The sequence below is a fragment of the Mesorhizobium sp. CA15 genome (assembly GCF_020165215.1).
Classification (GTDB): Bacteria; Pseudomonadota; Alphaproteobacteria; order Rhizobiales; family Rhizobiaceae; genus Mesorhizobium.
The window spans coordinates 23,209-47,509 of sequence record NZ_JAIUHQ010000006.1 but is presented as its reverse complement, the minus strand read 5'-3'; the positions used below and the strand labels follow the sequence as shown (position 1 = coordinate 47,509).

The window sequence follows — 24,301 nt, the reverse complement described above, 5'->3', positions numbered from 1 at the left end:
CTGCAGTCAGACCTTGCAGGCCATCGAGAACTTCCGCCTTTTATGGCAGGGCTGCAATGAATTCAACGATGCGCTTTCTCTCACCGTCATCGCCAGCGGCGGCAAGATCGGCCGCCAGCCGGATGTCCGTATTGCCAAGGCGCACGCAGCCGCCGGGATCCGACAGCGGAAAAGCGATCTCAAGCCAACGCTGATATGCGAGCGTGATCAGCAGTCGGGCACTTCCGTGCGGAAAAAGATTGCGCGCACACCGCGGATCGAGGATTTGGTTTTCTTGGTGATCCCTGTTGCTTGGGGCAAACTGCTGGCGGGCTGTCAGGAGGAGAAATGAGAGCACGCGCGGCGACGGTCGGAGACCTGGAAGATGTTTTCCGCGGTCTGTCCAAGCGAATGTCGGACGAATATGTGGCGGCCGGCAAGGACAGCAAAAGCGCCTATGACAATTTGATGATGAACCTGAAGGAAGGCCGGGCCCATGCGCTCGTGCAGGACGACAGGACGGTGGCGATCATCTCTTGGCATGAGCACGCGGACGCCGCCGACACGCTCTTTGCCGCGCGGGAGGATTTCTTCAACGCCACGACGGTCCGCTTCTGCAAGCGCCACATCCGCCATGTCCAGGCGCTGGCCGGCAACCTTCCCGTCCATTCGCGCAGCTGGCTGCACAGGCCCGACGTCGCGAAATGGTTCCGCGTGATCGGCTATGTCGACCGAGGGCGCGAGAACGGCGCCACCTTGTTCGAGCTGCCGTCGGCCGCCAATAGCTGACGGAAGCGAGGGCGATCCGTTACGGCGCCCCAAAAACGGGCGCTTGCGCGAAAATCCGATTGGAAAGATTGTATGCTCAGGCACCGGGCAACCCGGCACGCCGGATGGGGTTTGGCTGCTGGAAATCGGGATGTTGCGCGTCTGCCTGGCTTTTGTCGCCATCGCTGCCCTGACGAGACCGTCAGGGGCGGAACCGCGCGCGTCCCATCTTTTCGACCGACCCGGCCTCGCGGCGGCCTATTCGGGCCAATCCGATCTTATCACCGCATACACGACCGGCATGGCGCGTTACCGGCTTCAATATTCGGGCGCCGCGGCCCAAGCCGGTTTAGCCGCGCCGCTCGAGCCTCGGCTGCTGCGGCCTGAATTCCAGCAGCGGACATGGCGTTCCTCGGATGGCAGCCTGCTGCAGGGCTTTGCCGGCAAGGGCGGTTTCCGGCTGACCACAGGCAACTGCGTGGCCCGCATCTGCATGGCCATCGAATGCAGCGAGGCCGGCTGGCCGCTCTATGCCTGCAGCGACGGGCGCAAGCGCAAGATGTCGGTCAACAACTTCGTGACGGCAACATTCGACGGCGTCTCCTATCGGCGGCTGAGCGCGCCACAGGAGTGAAATTGGCGACCTGAACCGGGTAACACAGCCGCTTGCGCCCATCTCGCCAGGCGTGGCATCGGTTGCGGCGCTTTGAGATGTTCGAAGACAAAGATAGTGGCACGCCAACCCGACAGACGATCCGCAAACCCAAAAGTCAACCTCGCCCGAGCGCTCTCCAAGCTCGGCTTCTGCTCGCGCACGCAGGCCGAGCGTCTCGTCGTCGAGGGCCGCGTGCAGGTCAACGGAAAGACAGTGCGCGATGCCTTGCTGCGCATCGATCCCGACCGCGACCGCATCACCGTCGACGGCGAGCGCGTCATTGCCGAGCGCAAGGTCTATCTGATGCTCAACAAACCGCGCGGGCTGGTCACCACCCGCGACGACCCGGAGGGCCGCGGAACCGTCTATGACTGCCTGGGAGGGCTTGACCTGCCGTTCGTGTCGCCCGTGGGCCGCCTCGACAAGGCGAGCGAAGGGCTGCTTTTGCTGAGCAACGACACGCGCTGGGCGAACGGCCTGCTCGACCCCGCCTCGCATGTCGCCAAGACCTATCACGTGCAGATCGCGGCCGCGCCCGACGAAGAAATGCTGGAGCGTTTTCGTCAGGGCGCCGTCGTCGACGGCGAGTTGCTCACCGCAAGCTCGATCGCGCTGTTGCGCAGCGGCGGGCGGACAGCCTGGCTGGAGATCGTGCTTGACGAGGGACGCAACCGGCACATCCGCAGGCTACTCGCCGCTTTCGACATTGAGGTGCTGAGGCTGGTCAGGGTGGCGATCGGGCGGCTGCAGCTTGGCGAACTGGCCAAGGGCAAGGCTCGGCATTTGACGGCCGAGGAGCTGGCGATGGTCAGAGTCTAGCGAAACGCCTCAGCTTCGTCATCCACGGGCGGAGCGGGAGCGAAGCGGACGCGCAGACCCGAGGATCCATTCCGTGACCTGGCGCAAAGGGTAAAGGCGGCGCAAGACAGGGGTCGCTCTGCACCGCGGCAACGCTCATTGGTAACGGAACGATTCTAGGGTCTGCGCCGCGTCGCTTCGCTCCTTGCTCCGTCCTAGAATGACGAGGCTGAAGGGTTTCGCCTAATCTCCAGAGACTCCTGAGCTGCTATCGAGCTGCGGCTACTTCTGGTTCCAGCGGCGTATGACCGGCTCGGTCAGATCGTGCTCATAGCCCAGGATGCTGAGGCTGGCGGTATCGAGCACGAAGTGCTCGCCGCCTTCCGGCGGCAGGCCGACCCAGCGCGCCGCGAACACACGCAGGAAATGCGAGCTGGAGAAGATGAGCACATTGCCGGCAACCGCGCGCAGCCCGGCGATGATGGCGTCCGCGCGGGCACCGACATCGGCCGCCGTCTCACCTTGCGGACAGCCGTCGCGAAACAATTGCCAGCCGGGTCGCTTGGACAGGATCTCCTTGGTCGTCACGCCTTCATAAGCGCCGTAGTCCCATTCCTGAAGGTCGGATCTCTTGACCGCGCGCTCGCCAAAGCCGGCGAGCCGGCAGGTGTCGAAAGCGCGCTGCGAGGGGCTTGACCAGACCGCCTGGAACGTCAGGCCCTCGAGCCGATAGGCGATGCCGCGCGCAGCCTCTTCGCCTTTCGCCGTCAGCGGGATATCGGTGCGCCCGGTGTGCCTGCCCGATGCGCTCCACTCCGTCTCGCCATGGCGAACGACATAGATCTCGGGAAACGCACTGCTCATCGACCGCCCCTGAATGCAACGGGAATGCATCGGCAGGAGTGCCGCGCCGCGCCACCCTATGCGGCAGCCGACAAAAAGAACAGGCCGCAGCGCTTGCCACGGCCTGCTCGGCATCGGGAGGATGCTGGTTGGCTAGGCAGGCTGCAGGCCGCCCGACAGCGCAAGGTCTGCCTCTTCCGGCAACTGGCCGGCCATGGCGGCGGCGAATTGCTTCTGGTCGAGCTCGCCTTCCCAGCGGGCCACGACGATGGTCGCGACCGCGTTGCCGACAAAGTTGGTGAGCGCGCGGCATTCCGACATGAAGCGGTCGACGCCGAGGATCAGCGCCATGCCGGCGACCGGCACCGAGGGCACGACCGAGAGCGTGGCGGCCAGCGTGATGAAGCCGGCGCCGGTGATGCCGGCCGCGCCCTTCGAGCTCAGCATCGCGACGAGCAAAAGCAGTATCTGGTCGCCGAAGGTGAGTGGCGTGTCGGTCGCCTGGGCGATGAACAGCGCGGCAAGCGTCATATAGATATTGGTGCCGTCAAGGTTGAAGGAATAGCCTGTCGGGATGACAAGACCGACCACCGAGCGGTTGCAGCCGGCGCGCTCCATCTTGGCCATCAGGCCGGGAAGTGCCGCTTCCGACGACGAGGTGCCGAGCACCAGGAGCAGCTCTTCCTTGATGTAGCGGATCAGCGCCAAGATGGAAAAGCCGTTGTACCATGCGACGGCACCCAGCACTACGAGCACGAAGAGCAGCGACGTCAGATAGAAGGTGCCGATCAGGAAGGCGAGGTTGGCGATCGCGCCTATGCCGTATTTGCCCACGGTGAAGGCCATGGCGCCGAAGGCGCCGATGGGGGCGGCCTTCATCAAGATGGCGACGAGGCGGAAGACCGGCGCGGTCAACGCCTGCAGGAAATCGACGACCGGGCGGCCGCGTTCGCCGACCAGCGCCAGGGCGATGCCGAACAGCACTGAGAAGAACAGCACCTGCAGGATGTCGCCCTGCGCAAAGGCGCCGGTGATGGTGTCGGGGATGATGTTCATCAGGAAGCCGACAATGGTCGTGTCATGCGCCTTCTCGGTGAAGGTCGAGACCTTCGAGGCGTCGAGCGTGGCCGGATTGATGTGCATGCCGGCGCCGGGTTGGACGACGTTGGAGACGACGAGGCCGACGACGAGCGCCAGAGTCGAGAAGACGAGGAAATAGATCATCGCCTTGCCGGCAACGCGGCCGACCTTCTGCAGGTCGGAAACACCGGCAATGCCGGTCGCCACGGTGAGGAAGATCACCGGTGCGATCACCATCTTGACCAGCTTGATGAAGGCATCGCCAAGCGGTTTTAGCGAGGCGCCCAAGTCGGGATAGAAATGGCCAAGCAGGATGCCGGCGGCGATCGCCACCAGGACCTGCACATAGAGATGCCGGTAAAAGGGAACCTTGCCGCGCGGTTCGGCGGCAGCGATTGCTGTCTGCATGATATCCTCCATTCGGCCCCCGATCGAAACGCTCGACCTCCCTGGGGGCTGTTGACCTCCACAGCCTCACGGCTGCTACGGATGCATTTGCAACGCGCGTGCCAGGTGATAGCCGAAGCCTCGAAACATTGATTTTGTTGGCTTTTTCGAACCGACGACGGGGCATCTTCGAGAGCTTCCGTGCGCTTATCCGCATAGGTCGAATTGTGCTTTGTGCGAATTCATGCACAGATGCGGCATGCTGCAACGCCCTGCCGCTGCCTTCGCCTCGACGCCCGAACTGCTCGCCGGGCGGGCGCGGCGCGCCTGGCTGCTGTTCGGAGCGGTGGCGCTGGCGATCGTCGCGGCAGCGCTTTACAGCGCAGGCCTCTATGGCCGCTCGACCGAGATCGAGGCCTTGGCCACGCAGGGACGCACCGACGCCAACCTTAAGGTGGCGCTGCTGCGCGCGGTGCTGGAAAATCCGCGCGCGCTGCCGCTGCTGCTGTCGGAGGACCAGCAGGTGCATGACGCGTTGAGCGAGCGCAGCCCTGCCTCGATCGACGTACTCAACCGCAAGCTCGAAGGGCTGGTGTCGGGCACCAAGGCCTCGGTGCTCTACGTCACCGGCCCGGACGGCCTGGCGATCGCTTCCAGCAATTGGCGCGAGCCGGTGAGCTTCGTCGGCAACGACTACGGTTTTCGCGCCTATTTCTCGGGCGCAATGGAAACCGGCACGGCCGAATATTTCGCGCTCGGCAATGTCAGCAAGCGTCCGGGTCTCTACATCTCGCGCCGTGTCGACGGCGCTTCGGGGCCGCTCGGCGTTGTCGTGGTCAAGATGGAATTCGACCAGCTCGAGGCCGACTGGCACGAGGCCAACCGCCCGGCCTATGTGAGCGACGAGCATGGCGTGGTGCTGATCACCAGCGTGCCCTCCTGGCGCTTCATGACGACGGCGCCGCTGGCGGTTTCGGTCAGCGCCGCCATCCGCGCCAGCCAGCAATTTGGCGATGCGCCACTGGTGCCCCTGCCGATCACAAAACCGCAACCGCTGAGCTCGGACGTCGCGCTGGTCCATGCCATCACGCCCGGGGGCAGCGACGCCGAGTATCTGCGGCTGTCGACCGCGGTGCCATCGACGCCGTGGCGGCTCGACTATCTCGTTCCGGCCGAAGCGCCGATCGCGGCGGCGCAGCGCGAGATGCGGCTGCTGACACTGGGCGTTCTTGTCCCGCTCCTCGCATTAGCCGCCTATCTGTTGTGGCGCAGGGAGTCCGCGCAGATGCGGATCGCCGCCGAGCAGGCCGCGCGGGCCGAGCTCGAGCGCCGCGTCGTCGAGCGCACGCAGGACCTCAGCCTGGCGCGCGACCGGCTGCAGGCGGAGATCACCGACCATCGCAGCACCGAGGCCAAGCTGCAGGTCATGCAGCAGGAGCTGGTGCAGGCCAACCGGCTTGCCACGCTTGGCCAGGTCGCTGCCGGCGTCGCGCATGAAATCAACCAGCCGGTGGCGACGATCCGCGCCTATGCCGACAATGCGCGCGTCTTCCTGGAGCGCAAGCAGAGCGCCTCGGCTGAAGAGAACCTTGGCGCCATCGCCGCGCTGACCGAGCGCATCGGCTCGATCACAGAAGAGCTGAAAGCCTTTGCCCGCAAGGGCCGCACCGCCGCCGAACCGGTTGAGCTGCGCAGCGTGATCGAAGGCGCGGTGGTGTTGCTCAGGAGCCGCTTCGCCGGCCGGCTGGACGCGCTGGCGATCACGCTGCCGCCGCCGGCGCTCAAGGTGATGGGCAACCGGCTGCGGCTGGAGCAGGTGCTGATCAACCTGTTCCAGAACGCGCTGGAAGCACTCGATGGCCGCGATGATGCGAAGATCGAGGTTTCGGCGACCGAGACCGGCGATAACGTCACGCTCATGGTCTCGGACAACGGGCCGGGCATCCCGCCCGCGATCCTGAAATCCCTGTTCACGCCCTTCAACACCTCGAAGGAAAGGGGCCTCGGGCTCGGCCTCGTCATCTCCAAGGACATCGTCGCCGACTATGGCGGACGCATCGAGGTTTCGAGCAGCGGCCAAGGCACACGCTTCACCATCCATTTGTCGAAAGCCGGCGCGGCATGACCAGGCATGACCCAGCACCGGTGATCCTGATCGACGACGACAGCGATCTGCTCAAGGCGACAAGACAGACGCTGGAGCTTGCCGGCTTTGCGGTGTCGGCCTACTCGGTGGCGAAGGAAGCGCTGGCAGCGCTCGACAGGAATTTCGCCGGCGTGGTGGTGTCGGACATCCGCATGCCGGAGATCGACGGGCTGCAGCTTTTCGACCGCGTGCTGCGGCTCGACCCCGACATTCCCGTCATCCTGGTCACCGGCCATGGCGATATCGCCATGGCGGTCAAGGCGATCAAGGACGGCGCCTACGACTTCATCACCAAGCCCTTCGCCGCCGATCGTCTGGCGCAGAGCGTTGCGCGCGCGGCGGAAAAACGCCGGCTGGTGATCGAGAACCGCGCTTTACGAGAAGCGGCCGAGCAGGCTCAGGAGGGATTGCCGCTGATCGGCCAGACGCCGGCGATCGAGCGGCTGCGCCGGACGCTGCGGCAGATCGCCGACACCGATGTCGACGTTCTGGTGACCGGCGAGACCGGCTCCGGCAAGGAAGTGGTGGCGAGCCTGCTGCACCGCTGGAGCCGCCGCGCCAAGGGCAATTTCGTGGCGCTCAACTGCGGCACGCTGCCGGAGACGGTGATCGAGAGCGAATTGTTCGGCCATGAGGCCGGCGCCTTCACCGGCGCGCAGAAAAGGCGCGTCGGCCGTATCGAGCATTCGAGCGGCGGCACGCTGTTTCTCGACGAGATCGAAAGCATGCCGGCCTCGACACAGGTGCAGATGCTGCGCGTCTTGGAAATGCGCGAGGTGACGCCGCTCGGTACCAATGAGGTGCGGCCGGTCGACCTGAGGGTGGTCGCGGCAGCCAAGGTCGATCTCGGCGATGCCAGCCAGCGCGGCGCTTTCCGCGAGGATCTCTATTACCGGCTCAATGTGGTGACGCTGTCGATCCCGCCGCTGCGCGAGCGAAGGGACGACGTGCCGTTGTTGTTCGGATACTTCGCCGAGCGGGCGGCGGCCCGTTTCAGGCGCGGCGTGCCGGCAATCTCCGCCTCGGTCCGGCGCCACCTCAGCGACCATGACTGGCCGGGCAATGTGCGCGAGCTCGCTCATTTCGCCGAACGTTTCGTGCTCGGGCTCGAGGACGTCGCCGGATCGCCTTCCCCGGCGGCAACGGAACGCGACACCTCCGTGTCCTTGCCGGAACGGCTTGATCGCTACGAGGCCGAACTCATCCGCGAGACACTTGGCCGTAATGACGGCGACGTCCGGCGCACCATCGAGGCGCTCGGCATCCCGCGCAAGACCTTCTACGACAAGCTGCAACGGCACGGCATCGTGCGCAGTGATTTTTCCAAGTAGATCAGGGCCAGAGATGGAGCTGATATCGTCGGAAAACCCCTTCGCATCTTTCGGCATCATGCTGTGGGAACCGCAACGCCGCTGCGCCGTTGGAACCGACCGGGAAACCGTGGCACGTCGGCATCAGCCGGGCAGCGAATGCATCGGCGTGGCGGTTTTGCCGGGTTGCGCTCGGCAGGCGTTGATGGTTTGTTGCCGCCCAGCGGAGAACGAATGATGCGCGAATCCCTCGGTCAAGACGAATATGGCTCGACCAGTCCCTTCGACCCTGACGACCTGCCCAATCTCAATGCGATGGGGCCGGCGATGGGTGGCGGCAATGATTTCGAGAAATACGCGGTCGCCGTCATCATCGTCTTCGGCGCGCTGATCATCGGCGGCCTGATGGCTGCCTCCATGTCCTTCGGCCATCGCAACGGCTTCCTCTTCGCGCTCGGCGGCGCCACGGCGGCCTGGATTTCCGGCAATGCGCTGCTACTCGACCGGCCGCGCATCTATGCGCTGTTCGTCGCCATCGCCGCCGTGATGCTGATCGCTTCGACCATCACGCTGGTCATCTGATCAATTAATATCCCAGCGCCTCACCGGCGGCAGCGCGGCTGTCGATGGCGCCGTTGTAGCGCGCGCCGCCGCCTTTCTCGATCTGTGCCAGGCTCTTGCCACCGACCAGGATGCCAGCCGCCTGCCCCCAGGTTTGGTCGCTGAGATCGAGGTGGTAGCCCATGCCGGCAAGCAGCTTCTCTGTGTCCGGCGACAGCCCGAATGGCTCGACATAGACCGTGTCCGGCAGCCATTGATGGTGGATACGCGGAGCGTCGATCGCCTGCTGGATGTCCATGCCGTGGTCGATGACGTTGATGATCGCCTCCAGCGTGATGGTGATGATGCGCGAGCCGCCCGGGCTGCCGATGACCATGAACGGCTTGCCGTCCTTCGTGACGATCGTCGGGCTCATGGAGGATAAGGGCGTCTTCTTCGGCTGAATGGCGTTCGCTTCGCCCTGCACTAGGCCGTAGAGGTTCGGCACGCCCGGCTTCTGGGTGAAATCGTCCATCTCGTTGTTGAGCAGGATGCCGGTGCCGTCAGCGACGACGCCGGCGCCGAAGGAGCCGTTCAGCGTGTAGGTGACGGCCACCGCGTTGCCGTCCTTGTCGATGATCGAGTAATGCGTGGTTTCCTTCGACTCGCCGAAGCCCTTCGGCATCAGCTCCTTCGAGACGCCGGCGCGGAACGGGTCGATCTTGTCGCGGATGTCTTTCGCATAGGCCTTGTCGACCAGCTTCGAGACCGGATTGTCGATGAAATCAGGGTCGCCGAGCGCCGAGTTGCGGTCGACATAGGCGTGGCGCATGGCTTCCACCATGACGTGAACCGTCTCGGCCGAGCCGGCGCCGAGATAAGAGAGCGGGTAGCCCTCCAGCACGTTGAGAATCTCGCAGATGATGACGCCGCCCGAGCTCGGCGGCGGCGAGGAAATGATCTCGTAGCCGCGATAGGAACAGGTCACCGGCTTCAGCTCGCGCACGGCATATTGCTCGAAATCAGGCTTGGCGAGGATGCCGCCTTTCGCGCCGCTCGCCTTGACGATTTCATCGGCAATCGACCCTTTGTAGAAGGCGTCCGGGCCTTTTTCCGAGATCGCCGAAAGGGAGGCGGCAAGGTCCGGCTGAACGAGCTTCTCGCCTATGCCGTAAGGCTTGCCGTCCTTTTTGAGGAAGATGGCGGCGGCAGCCGGGTCCTTCGCCAGCCGCTCGGCGCCGCCGGCGAACGAAGCCGCGTCGCCCTGGTTGAGCACGAAGCCGTCCTTGGCGTAGGCAATCGCCGGCGCCATCAATTCCTGTCGCGGCAGCGTGCCGTATTTCTCGCGCGCCATCTCGAAGCCGGCGACCGAGCCGGGCACCCCGACCGCGAGATAGCCGTCGAGGCTGGCGCCTTTGATCGGCTTGCCGTCCTTGTCGAGATACATGGTTTTGGTCGCCGCGAGCGGCGCGCGCTCGCGGAAATCGAGAAAGGTCGTGCGGCCGTTCTTCATCCGCACGGTCATAAAGCCGCCGCCGCCGATATTGCCGGCATTGGGATAGACTACGGCGAGCGCATAGCCGACGGCGACCGCGGCATCGACCGCGTTGCCGCCCTTCTTCAGCACGTCGACACCGATTTCGGTTGCAAGATGCTGGGCAGTCACCACCATGCCGTGCTCGCCTTTGGCGGGAGTTGGCGAAGCGGCGAAGACGGTGGTCGGCGTGAAGGCAAAGGTGAGCGAAAGGCTGACGGCGATCAGCGTCCGGCGGGTCAAGGGCATGGCGGTGCTCCTGGCGTTGGGGGACGCCTAGGAAAGACCGTTGAGGTGGGTGAGTCCAGCCAATTGTGACGGTTGGCAATCCTTCACACCCCCCTCTGGGCTGCCGGCCATCTCCCCCGCAAGGGGGGAGATCGGATGTCGCCATCGCTTTCGCCAATCACCAACGTTGCAGGAACAGCGCCGTCGGCGGAACTGCTGATCTTCCCCCTTGCGGGGGAGATGTCCGGCAGGACAGAGGGGGGTGCTCAAGCGCTGCCGTCGCCCGTTGGATCGACAGGAAGTTGACTACACAATCCCGCCGCCGCCGCCCGCAACAGCCGGCCGCTCCGCGGCGACCTTTGCCCGATAGCCGGCGTCGCGATAGGCGGCCACGGGATCGATGGCGCCGCCCTTCTTCAGCCGTGCCATGGCGAGGATCGGCTCGACATCTGTGCGATAGGCGACTTTGAGCGTCTGCGTCGCCATCAAAGCATCATTGGCATCCTGAAAACCTTCCAGCGCCTTGCGGTCGACCAGCAGCGCCTGCGCATAGGCGCGCTGCACCTCGACCGCCGACAGCATCAGACTCTCGATCGGGTCGGTGACGTTGTGGCTCTGGTCGAGCATATGCGCGGGATCGAAGCCCTTGGCACCGGTGAGCTCGGCATCCACCAGCTCGTTGAAGACAAGGAACAGCCGGTAGGGGTCGATCGAGCCGGCGTCGAGATCGTCGTCGCCATATTTGGAATCGTTGAAGTGGAAGCCGCCGAGCTTCCCGAACTGGATCAGCCGCGACACGATCATCTCGATGTTGACGTTGGGCGCGTGGTGGCCGAGATCGACCAGGCAGAAGGCCTTGTCGCCGAGCTCCTTGGCGATGATGTAGTTGGTGCCCCAGTCCTGCACGACGGTCGAATAGAAGGCCGGCTCATACATCTTGTGCTCGGTGAACAGTCTCCAGTCGTCCGGCAGGCCGGCATAGATCTCGCGCATGGCGTCGAGATAGCGCTCGAAAGCCTTTGCGAAATTGACCTGGCCGGGGAAGTTGGAGCCGTCGCCGATCCACACCGTCAGCGCTTTCGATCCAAGCGTCTTGCCGATCTCGATGCATTCAAGATTGTGCTCGACCGCTTGGCGGCGCGTGCCGGCATCGGCATGCGACAGCGAGCCGAACTTGTAGGAGAGCTTCTGGTCCTTGGCATCGGAGAAGGTGTTGGAATTCATGGCATCGAAGCCGAGGCCGAAGCGGGACGCCGCCTGCTTCAACCGGTCCGGATCGGCCTTGTCCCACGGGATGTGCAGCGAGACGGTGGGCGTTGCCTGCGTCAGCTGGCTGATAACGGCGCAGTCCTCGATCTTGTCGAAGATATCGCGCGGCTCGCCGGCGCCGGGAAAGCGGGCAAAGCGCGTGCCGCCGGTGCCGACGCCCCAGGACGGGATCGCGACGCCGAATTTCTCGACCTTGTCGCGGATCGGATCGATGGCGATACCGCGCCGGTCAAGGCGCTCGCCTAGCGCGGCGTAGTCGCGCTCGAGATCGGCCTGGCGCGCGGCGTTGTGCTTAGCGACGAGGTCGGCTGAAATGATCACTTCGGACAAAAGCTATTCCTCCCAAGAATGCGTTCGGCTGGCGCTGCCCCTCATCCGCCTCCCGGCACCTTCTCCCCGTGGAACGGGGAGAAGGAAGCTTAGCGCGTAAAGCTCTGCGCGTTGCCGGCGTCGACGTTGACGATGTTCCCCGTGGACTTAGCCGACATGTCGGAGGCGAAGAAGTAGATCGCCTCGGCGATGTCCTCCGGGAAGACCGACCGCTTCAGCATCGAGCGCGAGCGGTAATGCTCCTCGAGGTCGTCGGTCGACATCTTGTAGGCGGCGGCGCGCTGTTCCTTCCACTCGCCGGTCCAGATCTTGGAGCCGCGCAGCACGGCGTCCGGATTGACGACATTGACCCTGATCTGCGCCTCCGCCCCTTCCAGCGCGAGGCAGCGGGCCAGATGGATCTCGGCAGCCTTGGCCGTGCAATAGGCGGACGCGTTCGGCGAGGCGGCGAGCCCGTTCTTGGAGGCGACGAAAACCACATTGCCGCCGATCTTCTGGGCGCGGAACAGGCGGAAGGCCTCGCGCGAAACGAGGAAATAGCCGGTGGACAGGATGTCCATGTTCTTGTTCCACAAGGCCAGCGTCGTTTCTTCGATCGGTGCCGAGGAGGCGAGACCTGCGTTGGACACAAGGATGTCGATGCCGCCGAATTCGACCGACGTTTCGGCAAAGCCCGAGGCGACCTGATCTTCCGACGTCACATCGATCCGCACCGGACGGACGAAGTCCTTGCCGTAGGCTTTCGAAAGTTCGTCATTGGCGCTGGCCAACGCGGCCTCGTCGATGTCGGCCAGCATTACGCAGGCGCCTTCGCGCAGCAGCCGGGTGGCGGTGGCGCGGCCGATGCCGCCGGCGCCGCCGGTGACCAAGGCGATCTGCCCGGCAAGCGCCTTCGGTTTCGGCAGTCGCTGCAGCTTGGCCTCCTCGAGCTGCCAGTATTCGATGTCGAAGGCTTCCTGTGCAGGCAGGCCGACATAGGACGAGACGGTCGAGGCGCCGCGCATGACATTGATGGCGTTGACATAGAACTCGCCGGAAATGCGCGCCGTCGCCTTGTCGCCGGCAAAGGTGAACATGCCGACGCCCGGCATCAGATAGACCACGGCATTGGGATCCCGAATGGCGGGCGAGTCCGGATGCTTGCAGCTGTCATAGTAGGCCTGATAGCCGACGCGGTATTCGGCGATGTCGTCGGCCAGGCGCGCGATGACGGCATCGACATCCGGCTTTGCGGGATCGAACTCGATCACCAGCGGCCGGATCTTGGTGCGCAGGAAGTGATCGGGGCATGAGGTGCCGAGCGCCGCCAGCGGCCGCAAGTCCTTTGAATTGACGAATTCGAGCACGGCGGGCTGGTCATCGAAATGGCCGAGCTTATGGCTCTTTTCGGAGATGAGGCCGCGGATCCGCGGCATCAGCTTGGCCGCGATGGCGCGGCGCGCGGAAGCGTCGAGCGATTGGACCGCCTTGCCGCCGAAGATCGCCTTGCCCTCGGATTTGCGCTCGAACCAGTCGATCGCCTGGTTGATCACCGAGATCGTCGTCTCGTAGCACTCCTTGGGCGTGTCGCCCCAGGTGAACAGGCCATGGCTTTCCAGCACGACGCCCTTGGCATCAGGGTTTTCGAGGCAGAATTTCTCCAGCCACAGGCCAAGCTCGAAGCCCGGCCGCTTCCATGGCAGCCAGCCGATGGCGTCGCCGAATATCTCCTTGGTGATCGCCTTGGAATCCTTAGCGGCGGCGACCGCGATGATGGCGTCGGGATGCATGTGGTCGACGCAAGCCTTCGGTACGAAGGCATGCAGCGGCGTGTCGATCGAGGCCGCGCGCGGATTGAGGTTGAAGGTGCAGTGGGGCAGATAGGCCACCATCTCGTCCTCATGCTCGACACCGCGATACAGGCCCTTCAGCGCCCGCAGCTTTTGCATGTAGAGGGTGGCAAAACCGTCAAGCTTGATCGAGGCGCTATCGCCGCCCGAGCCCTTGACCCACAGCACCTCGACCTCCTCACCGGTGAGCGGGTCCTTCTGCCAGACCTTGGACGAGGTGTTGCCGCCGCCATAGTTGGTGACGCGCTTGTCGGATCCCAGCGTGTTCGAGCGATAGACCAGGAGCTCAGGACCGCTCATCCCTTCGGCCTTTGCATCGTCCCAAAGACTGGCGAGGCGCGAGCCGGAGCGCTTGTCGAGCATAGGTATCCTCCCTTGGAGCACGATGCCGCGCCCCTCATTTCTCGACCGGGAATGTCTACGCAAGCGCCGCGCTTGTCAATCACAAACGATCAATATCAATCATATTGCACTGCACAATGAAAATATATGATCGGAAATGATTGACACTGCGCGTTTTCTAAGGCCTGATGCTTGGGCAGGGAGGAACCATGCACGAGAAAGAGCGCCACAGGATCATTCTGTCCGCCGTCCAGGAAAAGCCTGTGGTGACGGTGCAGGAGATGGTCGAACTGACGGACTCTTCCGAAGCGACGATCCGGCGCGACATCGCGGCGCTGCATGTACAAAAGCGCCTGCGCCGGGTGCGCGGTGGCGCCGAGGCGATCTCGCCGCCGCAGTTCATCGGCCTTGCCGGGCGGCCCTTCTCGGTCAACGAAACACTGAACGCCGCGCAAAAGCGGGCGATCGCCCGCGAAGCCGTGAACCTTTGCGCGGACGGCGAGCCGATCATCATCAATGGCGGCACCACCACCTTTCAGATGGTGCATTTCCTGACCGGACGCCGCATGCCGATCTTCACCAACTCCTTCCCGATCGCCGAGCATCTGCTCAAGCACTCGAAGAACACGGTGATGCTGTCGGGCGGCACGATCTACCGCGAGCAGAACATCATCCTGTCGCCCTTCGACAATGACGTGACGCGCAACTTCTATGCGCGGCGCATGTTCATGGGCGCGCAGGGGCTGGGGCCGCTCGGGCTGATGGAAGGCGACCCGCTTCTGATCCAGGCGGAGCAGAAGCTGATCGACCAGGCCGACGAACTGGTGGTGCTGGTCGATTCCTCGAAATTCCGCATGCGCTCGAGCCTTATCCTGTGCGGGCTGTCGCGCATCGCAACCGTGATCACCGACGACGGCATCGAGGACCGCGAGGCCAAGATGCTGGAAACGGCGGGCGTGGCGCTGATCGTCGCCCGCGGACAGTCAAGCGACAAGGAGGAATCTTCACTGCAGGCCTGAGGAAACTCTCGCCCGCAGCGGCGATGGAATGCAACGCTCAAGGGAGGATATTCGATGAGCTTTTTGAAGAAACTGCTGGTTACGGCGGCCTTTTCCGCCGCCATGTTCGTGAATGCCGCCTATGCCGAGAACGTCAAGATCGCGCTGGTGGTGAAGTCGCTCGGCAACGGCTTCTTCGACGCCGCCAACAAGGGCGCCGAGGAAGCGGCCAAGGAACTGGGCGATGTCGATGTCATCTATACCGGTCCGACTAAGGCTACCGCCGAAGCCCAGATCGAGGTGATCAATTCGCTGATCGCGCAGAAGGTCAATGCGATCGCCGTTTCAGCCAATGATGCCGACGCGCTGGTGCCGGTGCTAAAGAAGGCGATGGACCGCGGCATCACCGTGATCTCGTGGGACTCCGGCGTCGCCAAGGAAGGCCGTCAGCTCCACCTCAACCCGTCCGACACCAACCTGATCGGCGAGACCATCATCAAGCTCGCCGCCGACTACCTGCCGGAAGGCGGCGACGTCGCGATCCTCTCGGCCTCCTCGACCGCGACCAACCAGAACGCCTGGATCGAAGCGGCCAAGAAGGTGCTGCCGGAGAAGTTCCCGAAGATCAAGCTGGTCGCCACCGTCTATGGCGATGACGACTCGGCCAAGAGCACGGATGAAGCCAAAGGCCTCTTGAAGTCCTACCCGAACCTCAAGGCGATCATCGCGCCGACCACGGTGGGCGTCGTCGCCGCCGCGCAGGTCGTCACTGACGAGAACCTGATCGGCAAGGTCAACGTCACCGGCCTCGCGCTGCCGTCGGAGTTCAAGAAGTTCATCGACAACGGCGCTTCGCAGGCTGTCGCTCTCTGGAACCCGATCGACCTCGGCTACTCGGCGATCTACCTTGCCCATGACCTGGCGGTGAAGAAGGAAGAAGCCAAGCCCGGCGCCACGCTGTCGATCGGCCGCGTCGGCAAGGTGACGCTCGACGACACCAACTCGGCCGCCATGGCTCCGCCTTTCCAGTTCGACAAGAGCAACATCGAGAAGTTCTCCAAGATCTATTGATCTCGGACTGATGGCGCTGCCCCCTCATCCGGCCGCTCGCGGCCACCTTCTCCTCGGTGGGGAGAAGAGCCAGGAGCCAAGCTCGCAAACCTCCTCTCCCCTCGGGGAGAGGTCGACCGAGCGAAGCGGAGGTCGGGTGAGGGGAAGTCTACACGCAATAGATTGACTGGGCTTGATACGACTATGGACACGACGGCCCATGACGGCACGGTAAAGGAGCGGCTCCCCGCCTCCGCTCCTCGCCTGACGCTCTCAGGCATCTCGAAAAGTTTCCCGGGCGTGCGCGCCCTGCACAATGTCAGCCTGTCGCTCTATCCCGGCCAGGTGACGGCGCTGATCGGCGAGAACGGCGCCGGCAAGTCGACGCTGGTCAAGATCATGACCGGCATCTACCAGCCCGATTCAGGCGAGATCAGCATCGACAGCCAGGCCACGACGCTGCCCAGCGCGCATGCCGCCTTCGGCCACGGCATCACCGCCATCCACCAGGAGACAGTGCTGTTCGACGATCTTTCGGTTGCCGAAAACATTTTTCTCGGCCATGCGCCGCGCACCCGCTTCGGCACCATCGATTGGCGCACCATGCGCAAGAACGCCCGCGAGGTATTGGAGACGATGCGCGCCGGCCACATCGATGCCGACACGCGGCTGAAGGACCTCGGCATCGCCAACAAGCACTTGGTTGCGGTTGCCCGCGCGATGTCGATCGATGCGCGCATCGTCATCATGGATGAGCCGACCGCGGCACTTTCGATGAAGGAGATCGAGGAGCTTTTCCTCCTGATCGAATTCCTGAAGAGCGAAGGCAAGGCGGTGCTCTTCATCAGCCACAAGTTCGACGAGATCTACCGCATAGCCGACCGCTACACCGTCTTCCGCGACGGCGAGATGGTGGGCGAAGGCCTGCTGAAGGATACCGGCCAGAACGAGATCGTGCGCATGATGGTCGGCCGCAACGTCGACCACATCTTCCCGCAGCGCGAGCCGACGATCGGCGCGCCGGTGCTCTCCGTCTCCGGCCTGTCGCACCCGACAGAGTTCGACGACATCGGCTTCGAATTGCGCAAGGGCGAGATCCTCGGCTTCTACGGGCTGGTCGGCGCCGGGCGCAGCGAGGTGATGCAGGCGATCGCCGGCATCACCCGCACCAGCCGGGGCGCGATTTCGCTGGACGGCAAGACGATCGCACCGAAATCGGCGGCGGACTCGATCGAGGCCGGCATCGTCTATGTGCCGGAAGAGCGCGGCAAGCAGGGCGTGGTGATCGGCCTGCCCATCTTCCAGAACGTGTCGCTGCCGTCGCTGAAGCGCACCTCGAAATCCGGCGTGCTGAGGCTGGCGGAAGAGTTTTCGCTCGCGCGCTCCTACACCGAGCGGCTCGACCTGCGCGCCTCATCGCTGAGCCAGGATGTCGGCACGCTTTCCGGCGGCAACCAGCAGAAAGTCGTTATCGCCAAATGGCTGGCCACAGCGCCCAAGGTGATCATCCTCGACGAGCCGACCAAGGGCATCGACATCGGCTCCAAGGCCGCCGTGCACGGCTTCATGGCCGAACTGGTCGCGCAAGGCCTGTCGGTGATCATGGTCTCGTCGGAACTGCCCGAAATCCTCGGCATGTCCGACCGCGTCGTGGTCATGCGCGAGGGCCGCATCGCGGCCACCTATGACAACAAAGGGCTGGACGCCGAGACGCTCGTTCGAACGGCGGCGGGGATCGCGGCATGAAGAGCTTTCTCAAATACCGCGAGATCTGGCTGCTTGCCGGCATCGTCGTGCTGATCGGCCTGATCTCGACGCGCTTCCCTGGCTTCGCCGACCCCGCCAATCTGCGTCAGGTCTTCAACGACACCTCGATCCTGATGATCCTGGCTCTGGGTCAGATGGTGGTGATCCTGACGCGCTCGATCGACCTGTCGATGGCGTCCAACCTCTGCTTCACCGGCATGGTGGTGGCGATGCTCAACGCCGCGCATCCGGCGATCCCGATCCCGGTGCTGATCGTGATCGCTCTCGCCGTTGGCCTGGTGCTTGGCGCCATCAACGGTTTCCTGGTGTGGCGGCTGAACATCCCGTCGATCGTGGTGACGCTGGGCACGCTGACGATCTATCGAGGCGCCACCTTCGTCGTCTCGGGCGGCGCCTGGGTCAATGCCGACCAGATGAGCTCGGACTTCATCAATTTCCAGCGCGCCGCCTTCGTCGGCCTGCCGGTGCTGTCCTGGATCGCGATCATCGTGATCGCGCTGTTCTTCCTGGTCATGACGCGTACGCAGATCGGCCGCTCGATCCACGCCATCGGCGTCAACCCGACCGCGTCGGTCTATGCCGGCATCGATGTCGGCCGCACCAAATTCATCGTGTTCTGCATTTCCGGCATGATCGGCGGGCTCGCCGGCTATCTGTGGATCTCGCGCTACGTCATCGCCTCGGTCGAGGTCGCGAACGGCTATGAGCTCAACATCATCGCCGCCTGCGTGATCGGCGGCATCTCGATCGCCGGCGGCATCGGCTCGGTCGGCGGCGCGGTGCTGGGCGCGCTGTTCCTCGGCATCATCTCCAACGCGCTGCCGGTCATCAACATCTCGCCCTTCTGGCAGATGGCGATATCGGGCAGCGCCATCATCCTGGCCGTCGTGCTCAACGCGCGCGGCGAACGGCGGCAAGGCCGCATCATCCTGAGAAAGGCGGAAGCGGCATGACCGAGACCCCTGCCCCGCGCCGTATCCCAGATCGGCTCGACAAGCCGATGTCGTCAGCGATCTTCTCCTGGGAGGCGCTGCTTATCATCATCGCGATCCTTATCTTCACGGTGAACAGCTTTGCTTCGCCCTATTTTCTCGATCCATGGTCGCTGTCGGACCTGACCTTCAACTTCACCGAAAAGGGCCTGATCGCTTTAGCCATGGCGCTGCTGATCATCTCGGGCGAGATCGACCTGTCGGTCGCGGCGATCGTAGCTTTAGCCTCGACGATGATGGGCATGGCCCTGCAGGCCGGCGCCGGAACACCGGTGCTGGTGGCAATCGGCGTCCTCGTGGGACTCGGCTGCGGTGTCTTCAACGGGCTGCTGGTCACGCGGCTCGGCCTACCGTCCATCGTCGTCACCATCGGCACGATGAGCCTGTTCCGCGGCATCGCCTTCATCATCCTCGGCGACCAGGCCTACAAGGGCTATCCGGAGAGCTTCGCCTTCTTCGGCCAGGGCTATGTCTGGTGGGTCTTCTCGTTCGAGCTGGCGCTGTTCCTCGCCGCGGCGCTGATCTACTGGTTCGTGCTGCACCGCACGAGCTTCGGCCGCCGCGTCTTCGCCATCGGCAACAACCCGGTCGCCTGCCAGTTTTCCGGCGTGCGCGTCGACCGCATCAAACTCATCCTGTTTTGCCTGACCGGGCTGATGTCGGGCATAGCCTCGGTGTTGATCACCTCGCGGCTTGGCTCGACGCGGCCGTCGATCGCGCAGGGCTATGAGCTTGAGGCGATCACCATGGTGGTGCTTGGGGGTGTGTCGATCCTCGGCGGCGCCGGCAGCATCCTGGGCGTCGTGCTCGCCGCCTTCATCATGGGGCTGGTGACGTTCGGCCTCGGACTGCTCAACGTGCCCGGCATCGTCATGTCGATCTTCATCGGCCTGTTGCTGATCATCGTCATCGCGCTGCCGATCGTCTGGCGGCGGCTGCGCGAGGGGCGCTTCGCCTGATGGAGAAGTACGCCTTCAAGATGAAGCTCAATCCCGGCATGGAGGCCGAGTACAAGCGCCGCCATGACGAGATCTGGCCCGAGTTGGTCGCGCTGCTGAGAGAGGCCGGCGTCTCCGATTATTCGATCTATCTCGACGAGGAGACCAACATCCTGTTCGGGGTGCTGTGGCGCCGCGATGACCACGGCATGGCCGATCTTCCGAAGCACCCGGTGATGCAGCGCTGGTGGGCGTATATGGCCGATGTCATGGAGACCAAACCCGACAACGAGCCGGTGGCGGCGCCGCTGGAAACCGTGTTCCATATGGCATGATCGTCGCCGTCATCGATATCGGCAAGACCAACGCCAAGGTGGCGCTGGTCGATCTCGCGACACTGAGCGAGATTGCGCTGCGCCGCTTCGCCAACGCGCCGGTGCGGCAGGCGCCCTATCCGCATCACGATGTCGAGGCGCTGTGGACGTTCATCCTGAACAGCCTCGCCGATCTCAACCGCGAACGGCGGATCGATGCAATCTCGATCACCACCCATGGCGCGACCGGCGCGCTGGTCGACCGCTCAGGCGAACTGGTGCTGCCTGTGCTCGACTACGAATTCGACGGTCCCGACCAGCTTGCGGCCGACTATGACGCCGTGCGCCCGCCTTTCGGCGAAACCGGCACGCCGCGGTTGCCCATCGGCCTCAATCTCGGCGCGCAGTTCTTCTGGCAGCAGAAGCGTTTCCCGGCGGAATTCACCAAGGCCACCGCGATGCTGATGTATCCGCAATACTGGGCGCTGCGGCTGACCGGCGTCGCCGCCAATGAGGTGAGCTCGCTCGGCTGTCACACCGATCTCTGGAATCCCTGGACGTCCGATTACTCGTCGCTGGTCGACCGGATGGACTGGCGCCGGCTGATGGCGCCGGTGCGACCGGCAAAGGATCGGCTTGGCCCGATCCTGCCGGAGCTGGCGCGGCGGACAGGGCTCGACCCGCAGACGCCCGTGTTCTGCGGGCTGCACGATTCCAACGCCTCGCTGCTGCCGCACCTTTTGTCCGAGGCACCGCCCTTCTCCGTCGTCTCGACCGGCACATGGGTGGTGTCGATGGCGGTGGGCGGCAGGAAGGTGGAGCTCGACCCGGCGCGCGACACGCTGGTCAATGTCAACGCGCTCGGCGATCCGGTGCCGTCGGGGCGCTTCATGGGCGGACGCGAGTTCTCGCTGCTGACCGAGGGCCAAAGCCAGGAGTGGAGCGAAGACGATGTTGCCGCCGTTCTGGCGCGGCGGGTGCTGCTCCTGCCTGCCACTCAGCAGGGTTCGGGACCGTTTCCGCATCGCGGCGCACAGTGGGTCAATGCCGAGGACTTGAGCGCCGGCCAGCGCTTCGCCGCCATCTCGTTCTATCTGGCGCTGATGACCGCGACCTGCCTGGAATTGATCGGCGGCGACGGAGCGACGACTGTCGAGGGACCCTTCGCCCGGAACCTGCTTTTCATCAGAATGCTGGCGGCAGCTACCGAGCGACCGGTCATTGCGTCAGAGACCTCGACCGGGACCAGCATCGGCGCGGCCTTGTTAGCCTCAGATCGCGTCATCGCGATGAGCAAGGGTGAGCGCACAGAACCACCGACCGATCAGTCCTGGGGCGGATATGCTCGGGCTTGGCGCCGCTCTACTTGACAGGTTGGCGCCGCCCCTCATTGCCCTGCCGGGCATTTCTCCCCGTATAGTGACGGGGAGAAAGAGGCCGTCACCGGCGATTTCGCCAATTTTCAACGCCGCGGAAATGCGTGTCGGCATGGCCACAGCTCTCTTCTCCCCGTTCAACGGGGAGAAGGTGCCGGCAGGCGGATGAGGTGCAGCGCCGACCTCGGCAATTAAAGCCTTCAGCGCGCCGTCCCGTAAAGCAGTCCCCGCGGATCGATCTGCGGCTTTCTGCCGGCGACGACATCGGCTAGGAACTGCCCCGAGCCGCAGGCCATGGTCCAGCCGACATGGCCGTGGCCGGTGTCGAGATAGAGATTGCGGTATTTCGCCTGGCCGATGACCGGCACCGAATTCGGCATCATCGGCCGCAGGCCGGCCCAGAGCACGGCCTTCTTCTCGTCGAAGGCGCCGGGAAAAAGATCCTTGCCGGTTTCCAGGATGGTCCGGAAATCGCCCGGCTTGAAGCTACGGTCGAAGCCGGTGAATTCGGCCGTCGAGGACATGCGCAGGCGATTGCCGAGCCTGGAATAGCCGATCAGCCGGTCCTCGTCGGCGCCGCCCATGGTCGGCCCCTTGCTCTCGTCCTCGAGCGGGATGGTCGCGGTGTAACCCTTCACCGGATAGACCGGCAGGTCGATACCATAGCGGCGGCCGAGCAGGCCGCTTTCCGGCCCCATGGAGATGACGACGGCATCGCCGGTGACCGGTCCTGCCGAGGTCATCACCGCGCGCACCCGATCTCCCTCGATGTCGAGGCCCTCGACCGTCGTGCCGAACAGGAATTTCACGCCGAGCCTCTCGGCTGCATAGGCGGCGAGCCGGTCGGTGAACTGCTTGGAATCCCCGGTCTGGTCGATCGGCGAATAGATGCCGCCGGCGATCTTTTCCTTCACGCCGGCAAGACCAGGCTCCAGCTCGACCAGACGCTCGCGGCCGACGATCTCGATCGGCAGGCCGTGCTCGCCCAGATAGCGGTAATTGTCGGTGCCGGTGTCCAGGCTCTTTTGCGAGCGAAAGAAGTAGAGAATGCCCGTCTTGCGCTCGTCGTAATGGATGCCGGTTTCCTCCGACAGTTGATTGATGCACTCGCGAGAATGGAGCGCGAGCCTCAACTTGACGTTGGTGTTGGCGCGCAGCCGGGTCACCGTGCATTCGCGCAGGAAGCGCAGGCTCCAGGCATAGAAATAGGGATCGAGGCGCAGCCTGACCTTGATGCCGAGGTCATGGTTCCAGAGCGCGCGCAGGAAGGTCTTCAGCGCCGCGGGCGAAGCCCAGGCGGTGGCGTCGCCCGGCGACACCAGGCCGGCATTGGACTGGCTGGTGCCCCGCGCCGCCGCTTCATGGCGCTCGATCACCGTCACCTCGTGACCGTCCCTTGCCAGATAATAGGCGGCCGCCGTGCCAACCACGCCGGCGCCGAGAACCAAGACCTTCATGCCGTTCCCTCAAGCATCATCGCAGCGGCGGGCCCGCGCGCCGCCGCTGCATGAGGCTCAATACCGCGTCCAAACGCGCCGGACGAGCCCTTGGCCCAACAGATCAGTTTCGAACGGAGTTCTTGGTCGTCAGGATCCGTTCCCAGGCCAGCGCGTCGTTGACGATCAGGTCGAGATCGTCGCGCTGCGGCGTCCAGCCGAATTCCTTGCGGGCAAGCTCGGAATTGGCGACCACGGCTGCGGCGTCGCCCGGCCGGCGGTCCCCCATGCGCACGTCGAAGTCATGGCCGAAGGCGCGGCGCACGCTGTCGATCACCTCCAGCACCGAATAGCCGTGGCTGTAGCCGCAATTGGCGACGAGACTCCCGCCGCCATCGCGCAGCCGCTGCAGCGCCAGCCGGTGCGCGGCGGCGAGATCGCTGACATGGATGTAGTCGCGCATGCAGGTGCCGTCCGGCGTCGCATAATCGGTGCCGAAGACCTGCATGAACGGCCGCTTGCCGAGCGCGGTCTCGCAGGCGACCTTGATCAGATGCGTGGCACCGGGCGTCGATTGTCCCGTGCGGCCCTTCGGATCGGCGCCGGCGACGTTGAAATAGCGTAGCGCCGTATAGCGGATGTCGTGCGCCAACGCTGCATCGCGCAGCATCCATTCGCTCATCAGCTTGGAAAGGCCGTAAGGCGATTCCGGCGCAAGGCGGGCATCCTCACGCACCGGCTCCAGCCCGGCGCCGCCATAGACGGCGGCGGTGGAGGAGAAGATGAAATGCGGCACGCCCTCGCGCACCGCCGTTTCGATCAGCGTGCGGGTCTTGCAGGTGTTGTTTTCGTAATAGCCAAGCGGGTCGGCGACCGATTCCGGCACCACGATCGAGCCGGCGAAGTGGATGATGGCGTCGACCTTGTTGTCGCGGATGATCCGGCCGACCAGATCACGATCGGCGACATCGCCGACGGTGAGCCTTGCTTCCGGGGCGACCGCCCATTCGAAACCGGTGGAAAGCCGGTCGAGCACCACGACGCTTTCGCCGGCGTCCAGCAGTTCCCAGACCATGTGGCTGCCGATATAACCGGCACCGCCTGTCACCAAAACCGTCATCATCTACCTCGCTGATCAAGATTTGTCGGAAACTGTCTCAACAGCCACCGCGCTGGAAAACCCGCCGCAAGCCCACTAGCCTCCCTATGTGTTAAGTCCGTAACAGTTCGTCGCGCCCGAGGCATCGTACTGAAACCAAGTTGCTTCAAACAGCAGGGAATAGGCCACGATCCGGCATCGTTAGGAACAGGGCACGGGCGTGGCATTTTGACCGGTTGGGCGCGGTGGACGCGGCATGGGGCAGTGATTATGATCCGGCCCAAAATTGGGAA

21 protein-coding genes are annotated in these 24,301 nt (G+C 64.2%); 14 read left to right on the top strand and 7 right to left on the bottom strand.

The genetic code is table 11. The features are described 5' to 3' along the window. Positions 1 to 13 precede the first annotated feature (13 nt). From LB515_RS12780 to LB515_RS12765, 4 genes are all read left to right on the top strand, one after another. Positions 14 to 331, top strand: coding sequence for a hypothetical protein (locus tag LB515_RS12780; protein ID WP_224707923.1), 318 nt, complete (start codon positions 14 to 16; stop codon positions 329 to 331). Next, on the top strand, positions 328 to 768 hold the full coding sequence (locus tag LB515_RS12775; protein WP_224707922.1) for a hypothetical protein: 441 nt from the start codon (positions 328 to 330) through the stop codon (positions 766 to 768). The genes LB515_RS12780 and LB515_RS12775 overlap by 4 nt, the downstream gene beginning before the upstream one ends. A gap of 43 nt (positions 769 to 811) precedes the next feature. Further along, a complete protein-coding gene (locus LB515_RS12770) occupies positions 812 to 1,381 on the top strand; it encodes a hypothetical protein (RefSeq protein ID WP_224707921.1) in 570 nt (189 codons plus the stop codon). 96 nt (positions 1,382 to 1,477) lie between these two features. Next, positions 1,478 to 2,221 (top strand): pseudouridine synthase, encoded by a 744-nt coding sequence (locus LB515_RS12765; RefSeq protein ID WP_224707920.1) that lies wholly within the window; start codon positions 1,478 to 1,480, stop codon positions 2,219 to 2,221. A gap of 261 nt (positions 2,222 to 2,482) precedes the next feature. Here the strand turns inward: LB515_RS12765 and LB515_RS12760 are convergent, their stop codons facing one another. Continuing rightward, complete coding sequence (locus tag LB515_RS12760) at positions 2,483 to 3,064, bottom strand: histidine phosphatase family protein (protein ID WP_095765860.1); 582 nt, start codon at positions 3,062 to 3,064, stop codon at positions 2,483 to 2,485. Positions 3,065 to 3,196: 132 nt separating this feature from the next. Then, a complete protein-coding gene (locus tag LB515_RS12755) occupies positions 3,197 to 4,531 on the bottom strand; it encodes a dicarboxylate/amino acid:cation symporter (RefSeq protein ID WP_224544994.1) in 1,335 nt (444 codons plus the stop codon). Positions 4,532 to 4,769: 238 nt separating this feature from the next. On the opposite strand from LB515_RS12755, the gene LB515_RS12750 reads away from it, so the two are divergent. The 3 genes from LB515_RS12750 to LB515_RS12740 all read left to right on the top strand — a co-directional run bounded on the left by LB515_RS12750 (position 4,770) and on the right by LB515_RS12740 (position 8,548). Continuing rightward, the gene (locus tag LB515_RS12750; protein WP_224707919.1) at positions 4,770 to 6,635 is read left to right on the top strand and encodes a sensor histidine kinase; all 1,866 of its coding nucleotides are present in this window, start codon (positions 4,770 to 4,772) and stop codon (positions 6,633 to 6,635) included. Continuing rightward, positions 6,632 to 7,987: a sigma-54-dependent transcriptional regulator gene (locus tag LB515_RS12745; RefSeq protein ID WP_224707918.1), complete on the top strand. Its 1,356-nt coding sequence runs from the start codon at positions 6,632 to 6,634 to the stop codon at positions 7,985 to 7,987. Before LB515_RS12750 ends, LB515_RS12745 begins: the two co-directional genes overlap by 4 nt. 213 nt (positions 7,988 to 8,200) lie before the next feature. Then, positions 8,201 to 8,548: a hypothetical protein gene (locus LB515_RS12740; RefSeq protein WP_224512899.1), complete on the top strand. Its 348-nt coding sequence runs from the start codon at positions 8,201 to 8,203 to the stop codon at positions 8,546 to 8,548. A gap of 4 nt (positions 8,549 to 8,552) precedes the next feature. Here the strand turns inward: LB515_RS12740 and ggt are convergent, their stop codons facing one another. The 3 genes from ggt to LB515_RS12725 all read right to left on the bottom strand — a co-directional run bounded on the left by ggt (position 8,553) and on the right by LB515_RS12725 (position 14,059). Next, positions 8,553 to 10,289, bottom strand: coding sequence for a gamma-glutamyltransferase (gene ggt / locus LB515_RS12735; RefSeq protein ID WP_224707917.1), 1,737 nt, complete (start codon positions 10,287 to 10,289; stop codon positions 8,553 to 8,555). Positions 10,290 to 10,574: 285 nt separating this feature from the next. After that, positions 10,575 to 11,867 (bottom strand): L-rhamnose catabolism isomerase, encoded by a 1,293-nt coding sequence (gene rhaI, locus LB515_RS12730; protein ID WP_224707916.1) that lies wholly within the window; start codon positions 11,865 to 11,867, stop codon positions 10,575 to 10,577. Positions 11,868 to 11,956: 89 nt separating this feature from the next. Continuing rightward, positions 11,957 to 14,059 carry a bifunctional rhamnulose-1-phosphate aldolase/short-chain dehydrogenase gene (locus tag LB515_RS12725; protein WP_224707915.1) on the bottom strand — a complete coding sequence of 701 codons (2,103 nt, stop codon included), beginning with the start codon at positions 14,057 to 14,059 and terminating at the stop codon, positions 11,957 to 11,959. Positions 14,060 to 14,247: 188 nt separating this feature from the next. Between LB515_RS12725 and LB515_RS12720 the strand changes: the two genes are divergently transcribed. The 7 genes from LB515_RS12720 (at position 14,248) to LB515_RS12690 (ending at position 21,467) form a co-directional block, all read left to right on the top strand. Then, complete coding sequence (locus tag LB515_RS12720) at positions 14,248 to 15,057, top strand: DeoR/GlpR family DNA-binding transcription regulator (RefSeq protein WP_140844017.1); 810 nt, start codon at positions 14,248 to 14,250, stop codon at positions 15,055 to 15,057. A 54-nt stretch (positions 15,058 to 15,111) separates the two neighbouring features. Continuing rightward, complete coding sequence (gene rhaS, locus LB515_RS12715; protein ID WP_224608691.1) at positions 15,112 to 16,107, top strand: rhamnose ABC transporter substrate-binding protein; 996 nt, start codon at positions 15,112 to 15,114, stop codon at positions 16,105 to 16,107. A gap of 183 nt (positions 16,108 to 16,290) precedes the next feature. Then, complete coding sequence (locus LB515_RS12710) at positions 16,291 to 17,832, top strand: sugar ABC transporter ATP-binding protein (RefSeq protein WP_224608694.1); 1,542 nt, start codon at positions 16,291 to 16,293, stop codon at positions 17,830 to 17,832. Continuing rightward, on the top strand, positions 17,829 to 18,806 hold the full coding sequence (locus LB515_RS12705) for an ABC transporter permease (protein WP_224608697.1): 978 nt from the start codon (positions 17,829 to 17,831) through the stop codon (positions 18,804 to 18,806). The genes LB515_RS12710 and LB515_RS12705 overlap by 4 nt, the downstream gene beginning before the upstream one ends. Further along, entirely contained in the window at positions 18,803 to 19,804 is a 1,002-nt protein-coding gene (locus LB515_RS12700; RefSeq protein ID WP_224608700.1) for an ABC transporter permease, read from the top strand. Before LB515_RS12705 ends, LB515_RS12700 begins: the two co-directional genes overlap by 4 nt. Further along, positions 19,804 to 20,118: an L-rhamnose mutarotase gene (rhaM, locus tag LB515_RS12695; protein WP_224608704.1), complete on the top strand. Its 315-nt coding sequence runs from the start codon at positions 19,804 to 19,806 to the stop codon at positions 20,116 to 20,118. The genes LB515_RS12700 and rhaM overlap by 1 nt, the downstream gene beginning before the upstream one ends. Next, complete coding sequence (locus LB515_RS12690; RefSeq protein WP_224608709.1) at positions 20,115 to 21,467, top strand: FGGY-family carbohydrate kinase; 1,353 nt, start codon at positions 20,115 to 20,117, stop codon at positions 21,465 to 21,467. The genes rhaM and LB515_RS12690 overlap by 4 nt, the downstream gene beginning before the upstream one ends. Before the next feature lie 206 nt (positions 21,468 to 21,673). On the opposite strand, the gene LB515_RS12685 is transcribed toward LB515_RS12690, so the two are convergent. Continuing rightward, positions 21,674 to 22,930 (bottom strand): D-amino acid dehydrogenase, encoded by a 1,257-nt coding sequence (locus tag LB515_RS12685; RefSeq protein ID WP_224707914.1) that lies wholly within the window; start codon positions 22,928 to 22,930, stop codon positions 21,674 to 21,676. Positions 22,931 to 23,033: 103 nt separating this feature from the next. Beyond that, positions 23,034 to 24,029, bottom strand: coding sequence for a UDP-glucose 4-epimerase GalE (galE, locus tag LB515_RS12680; protein ID WP_095766183.1), 996 nt, complete (start codon positions 24,027 to 24,029; stop codon positions 23,034 to 23,036). Positions 24,030 to 24,301: the final 272 nt, after the last annotated feature.

Bases quoted from the DNA above. Each gene is read 5' to 3' on its own strand.
- LB515_RS12775 (WP_224707922.1), top strand. From the start codon at position 328: ATGAGAGCACGCGCGGCGACGGTCGGAGACCTGGAAGATGTTTTCCGC.
- LB515_RS12760 (WP_095765860.1), bottom strand. From the start codon at position 3,064: ATGAGCAGTGCGTTTCCCGAGATCTATGTCGTTCGCCATGGCGAGACG.
- LB515_RS12755 (WP_224544994.1), bottom strand. From the start codon at position 4,531: ATGCAGACAGCAATCGCTGCCGCCGAACCGCGCGGCAAGGTTCCCTTT.
- LB515_RS12750 (WP_224707919.1), top strand. From the start codon at position 4,770: ATGCTGCAACGCCCTGCCGCTGCCTTCGCCTCGACGCCCGAACTGCTC.
- LB515_RS12745 (WP_224707918.1), top strand. From the start codon at position 6,632: ATGACCAGGCATGACCCAGCACCGGTGATCCTGATCGACGACGACAGC.
- LB515_RS12740 (WP_224512899.1), top strand. From the start codon at position 8,201: ATGATGCGCGAATCCCTCGGTCAAGACGAATATGGCTCGACCAGTCCC.
- ggt (WP_224707917.1), bottom strand. From the start codon at position 10,289: ATGCCCTTGACCCGCCGGACGCTGATCGCCGTCAGCCTTTCGCTCACC.
- LB515_RS12725 (WP_224707915.1), bottom strand. From the start codon at position 14,059: ATGCTCGACAAGCGCTCCGGCTCGCGCCTCGCCAGTCTTTGGGACGAT.
- LB515_RS12720 (WP_140844017.1), top strand. From the start codon at position 14,248: ATGCACGAGAAAGAGCGCCACAGGATCATTCTGTCCGCCGTCCAGGAA.
- rhaS (WP_224608691.1), top strand. From the start codon at position 15,112: ATGAGCTTTTTGAAGAAACTGCTGGTTACGGCGGCCTTTTCCGCCGCC.
- LB515_RS12710 (WP_224608694.1), top strand. From the start codon at position 16,291: ATGGACACGACGGCCCATGACGGCACGGTAAAGGAGCGGCTCCCCGCC.
- LB515_RS12705 (WP_224608697.1), top strand. From the start codon at position 17,829: ATGAAGAGCTTTCTCAAATACCGCGAGATCTGGCTGCTTGCCGGCATC.
- LB515_RS12700 (WP_224608700.1), top strand. From the start codon at position 18,803: ATGACCGAGACCCCTGCCCCGCGCCGTATCCCAGATCGGCTCGACAAG.
- rhaM (WP_224608704.1), top strand. From the start codon at position 19,804: ATGGAGAAGTACGCCTTCAAGATGAAGCTCAATCCCGGCATGGAGGCC.
- LB515_RS12690 (WP_224608709.1), top strand. From the start codon at position 20,115: ATGATCGTCGCCGTCATCGATATCGGCAAGACCAACGCCAAGGTGGCG.
- LB515_RS12685 (WP_224707914.1), bottom strand. From the start codon at position 22,930: ATGAAGGTCTTGGTTCTCGGCGCCGGCGTGGTTGGCACGGCGGCCGCC.
- galE (WP_095766183.1), bottom strand. From the start codon at position 24,029: ATGACGGTTTTGGTGACAGGCGGTGCCGGTTATATCGGCAGCCACATG.